The sequence below is a fragment of the Enterobacter sp. C6 genome (assembly GCF_008122455.1).
GTDB classification, from domain to species: Bacteria; Pseudomonadota; Gammaproteobacteria; order Enterobacterales; family Enterobacteriaceae; genus Enterobacter; species Enterobacter pseudoroggenkampii.
In genome coordinates, this window is the sequence record NZ_QPFW01000083.1 from 1 (window position 1) to 3753 (window position 3753).

At 53.2% G+C, this 3753-nt stretch carries 5 protein-coding genes and 2 pseudogenes; 2 read left to right on the forward strand and 5 right to left on the reverse strand.

The window, feature by feature from the left end; all coding sequences use genetic code 11:
- Positions 1-128 (forward strand): annotated as a pseudogene (locus DOU50_RS00890) (MFS transporter); the annotation flags it as partial.
- A 38-nt stretch (positions 129-166) separates the two neighbouring features.
- Here the strand turns inward: DOU50_RS00890 and sodB are convergent.
- Positions 167-748 carry a superoxide dismutase [Fe] gene (sodB, locus tag DOU50_RS00895; protein ID WP_023311353.1) on the reverse strand — a complete coding sequence of 194 codons (582 nt, stop codon included), beginning with the start codon at positions 746-748 and terminating at the stop codon, positions 167-169.
- 122 nt (positions 749-870) lie between these two features.
- On the reverse strand, positions 871-1644 hold the full coding sequence (locus DOU50_RS00900) for a C40 family peptidase (protein ID WP_023311354.1): 774 nt from the start codon (positions 1642-1644) through the stop codon (positions 871-873).
- Positions 1645-1982: 338 nt separating this feature from the next.
- On the opposite strand from DOU50_RS00900, the gene grxD reads away from it, so the two are divergent.
- Positions 1983-2330, forward strand: coding sequence for a monothiol glutaredoxin 4 (gene grxD, locus DOU50_RS00905; RefSeq protein WP_003832760.1), 348 nt, complete (start codon positions 1983-1985; stop codon positions 2328-2330).
- 44 nt (positions 2331-2374) lie between these two features.
- Here grxD and rnt read toward each other — a convergent pair whose 3' ends face one another.
- From rnt to DOU50_RS00920, 3 genes and pseudogenes are all read right to left on the reverse strand, one after another.
- Complete coding sequence (rnt, locus tag DOU50_RS00910) at positions 2375-3025, reverse strand: ribonuclease T (protein ID WP_024909368.1); 651 nt, start codon at positions 3023-3025, stop codon at positions 2375-2377.
- Positions 3026-3120: 95 nt separating this feature from the next.
- Positions 3121-3528, reverse strand: a complete 408-nt coding sequence (gene gloA / locus DOU50_RS00915; protein ID WP_013096923.1) for a lactoylglutathione lyase — start codon at positions 3526-3528, stop codon at positions 3121-3123.
- A 100-nt stretch (positions 3529-3628) separates the two neighbouring features.
- Positions 3629-3753 (reverse strand): annotated as a pseudogene (locus DOU50_RS00920) (alkene reductase); the annotation flags it as partial.

The window sequence follows — 3753 nt, forward strand, 5'->3', positions numbered from 1 at the left end:
CTGTGATTTCAGGGGGACTGGGGTACAGCTTTGTGCCGGTGATGGGGGCGGTTATTGCCGCGCTCGGCCTGCTGTTGGTGATGATGTCGGGTCGTAAACAACCTGAAGCAGCCTGCGCTGCGGAATAAACCAAAAACGCAGAAGGGCGAACCCTTCTGCGTGTCTCTTACGCGGCGAAGTTCTTCGCGACAAAGTCCCAGTTAACCAGTGCCCAGAAGTGCTCCAGGTAGTTCGGGCGCGCGTTGCGGTAATCAATGTAGTAAGCGTGTTCCCATACGTCCACGGTCATCAGCGGCTTAGCGCTGGTGGTCAGCGGAGTGCCTGCGTTAGAGGTGGACACGATAGCCAGTTTGCCATCCGCCTCTTTAACCAGCCACGTCCAGCCCGAACCGAAGTTCTTGATGGCTGCATCGGTAAATTTCGCTTTGAAATCCGCGAAGCTGCCAAAGGCGGCGTTGATAGCGGTAGCCAGTTCACCGGCAGGTTCGCCACCGGCGTTTGGCGCCAGGCAATGCCAGTAGAAGGTGTGGTTCCACACCTGAGCCGCGTTGTTGAATACGCCACCCTCTGAGCTGCGGACGATCTCTTCCAGCGTTTTGCCTTCAAAATCGGTGCCCTTGATCAGATTGTTCAGGTTTGTGACGTACGTCTGGTGATGCTTGCCGTAATGATATTCCAGGGTTTCCGCAGAAATGTGCGGTGCCAGGGCGTCTTTTGCATACGGTAGTGCAGGTAATTCGAACGACATTGCTTCTCTCCTTATTGTATTTTGCGTTGCCAATAACCACACAGACAACAAGGACAGGATAGCAAATTGAAAGGGTATGCAAAAGAGGAACTTACCCTGCCACGGGTGTGGCAGGGTAGGGGTTAGCGAATGGTTTTCGGCGTCATCACGCGACGTGCGCCGACGTAATGGCGTACCCAGTAGTCTTCACTGAGAGAGGTGATCTGAATATCCTGGCCGCTACGCGGTGACTGGATGAATTTTCCGTTGCCGACATAGACGCCGACGTGGTCAGCCGTGCCGCGACCCTGAGTGCGGAAGAACACCAGATCGCCGTTTTCCAGCTCACCGCGGTCAACCGGTGAGGCATCGCGCAGGTGGTACATCTCATTAGCGGTACGAGGAATGCGGAACTTGACCAGATCTTTATAGGCGTAATAGACGAGGCCGCTGCAGTCAAAGCCGGTACGCGGCGAGCTGCCACCCCAGTGATAGGGTTTGCCAATCTGCCCCATCAGTTTGTTCATCGCGGTTTTTTGCGCTTTCTGTACGCGCACCTTATGCACTTCCGCTATTTTCGTGACCTTCGTGCATTTCGCCTTGTGGCCTTTACGCGTGATGCATTTTTCAGTAACAAGGTTAGCGGCGGTTTGCGAAGCTTTACTTTTGGCGGAGTGGGCAGTACGGGAAGGTTTGGTTTTCGTCTTGCTGGAAGCGGTCTGTTTCGTCTGAGCCGGTGTTTTTTTCTTGTCGTTCTTAGCGGTGGTTTTTTTCTTACGTTCTGTGGCTTTCACCAGATGGTTTTTTTGTACAGCAGAATGCCGCGCCTGCTGAGAGGCGTTTGCCACTGGCGTGAAAGTGAGTGAAGTAAACAGTAAAGCACAGAGCGTGATCGAGATTTTATTTATCCGCGCCACTGGGCAGTCCCCTGATAAATGCAGGTCATCAATAATACCCGCGTGTGATTTACAAAGCCCGTCGATTCTAATCTATAAAAAGCCAGAAAGTTAATAGCATTTTTCAATCTACAATCGTGTTTCGTAAGCAAGTGCAAAAAAATTCATCGTTCTGTCGCTCATTTGCCCATTCCCTAAGCAAAACCCTGACCGCCGCAGGGGTAAACACCATTTGCAATGCAACTTTTCCTGACTCGGAGTAAAATGTATAAACGTGACAAAAATGTTATTTTCCGATGCCAGTCTGAACCGCTACAATGTCAGACGAATGCCGTAACAGAAGTTAAAGGAAGCAAGACATGAGCACCACTATTGAAAAAATCCAGCGCCAGATCGCTGAAAACCCGATTCTGCTGTATATGAAAGGTTCTCCAAAGCTGCCAAGCTGCGGCTTCTCCGCGCAAGCGGTTCAGGCGCTGTCTGCCTGTGGTGAGCGTTTTGCTTACGTTGATATCCTGCAGAACCCGGACATCCGCGCTGAACTGCCGAAGTACGCGAACTGGCCGACGTTCCCACAGCTGTGGGTAGACGGTGAGCTGGTTGGCGGCTGCGATATCCTGATTGAAATGTATCAGCGCGGCGAACTGCAGCAGCTGATCAAAGAGACGGCGGCGAAGTACAAAACGGAAGAGCCGGACGCAGAGTAATTTTCTGCGGAAATAAAAAAGCGACCAGATAAGGTCGCTTTTTTTTATTCTTCGCTGTCATCCATCGGCAGCGGCCAGCCGCCCAGACGCTTCCAGCGGTTGACGATCTCACAGAACAGCTCTGCGGTACGCTCCGTGTCATACAGCGCGGAGTGCGCCTGCGTGCCGTCGAACGGAATGCCAGCCGTAATACAGGCCTTTGATAACACCGTTTGTCCCAGCGCCAGGCCGCTCAGCGCGGCGGTGTCGAAGGTGACAAAAGGATGGAAGGGGTTGCGTTTAAGCGACGCGCGCTCGGCGGCGGCCATGGTAAAGCTGTGATCGAAGGTGGCGTTATGGGCCACCATAATGGCGCGGCTGCAGTTACTCTCTTTCATGCCTTTACGCACCATTTTAAAAATGGCGTGCAGCGCATCATATTCACTGACTGCACCACGCAGCGGGTTATGCGGATCGATACCGTTAAACGCCAGCGCTTCCGGCTGTAAGTTTGCCCCTTCGAAAGGTTCAACGTGGAAATGCAGCGTGGTGTCCGGTGTAAGCCAGCCCTGTTCATCCATCTTCAGCGTGATGGCGGCAATTTCGAGCAGCGCATCGGTTTTAGCGTTAAATCCGGCTGTTTCTACATCAATGACAACGGGATAAAAACCACGAAAACGGTCGCACAGACCGCTAAATTGAGCGTTATCGGACATCAGGGTCTCTTACATGGGGAAAAAGCAGAGCGCATTATGGCAAATTTTGCGGGGGGATGCAGTAAAACTACGGGCGCACGTTGCGCCCTGAGGGATCAGTTGCCCAGACCGCGACCGGCGTCTTTGGCTTCAATCAGCTCGATTTTGTAACCGTCGGGATCTTCCACAAATGCAATCACGGTGGTGCCACCTTTTACCGGGCCCGCTTCGCGCGTGACGTTACCGCCGTTGCTGCGAATGCGCTCACACGCTTCGGCCGCGTTGTCCACTTCCAGCGCGATATGGCCGTAGGCCGTGCCCAGCTCATAGCTGTCAACGCCCCAGTTGTAGGTCAGCTCGATCACCGCTTCATCCGTTTCCGGGCCGTAACCCACGAACGCCAGCGAGTATTTGTATTCAGGGTTTTCGCTGGTGCGCAGCAGCTTCATGCCCAGGACGTTAGTGTAGAAATCGATAGAACGTTGCAGGTCGCCAACGCGCAGCATGGTGTGAAGTAGGCGCATAATTTCCTCATTAAACAATGAAATAGACTGTCTTTTTGAACAGAAGCGATGTTTTAGTATAGCGGCGAAATATCGCCGCTATCAATGAACAATGGCGAGATTACAGAGAAGGGTAGTCGGTGTAGCCTTCCGCGCCGCCGCCGTAGAAGCTTTCCGGACGCTGCGGGTTGAGCGCTGCTTTTTTCTGCAGACGAGCAACCAGGTCCGGGTTGGCGATGTAGTCGC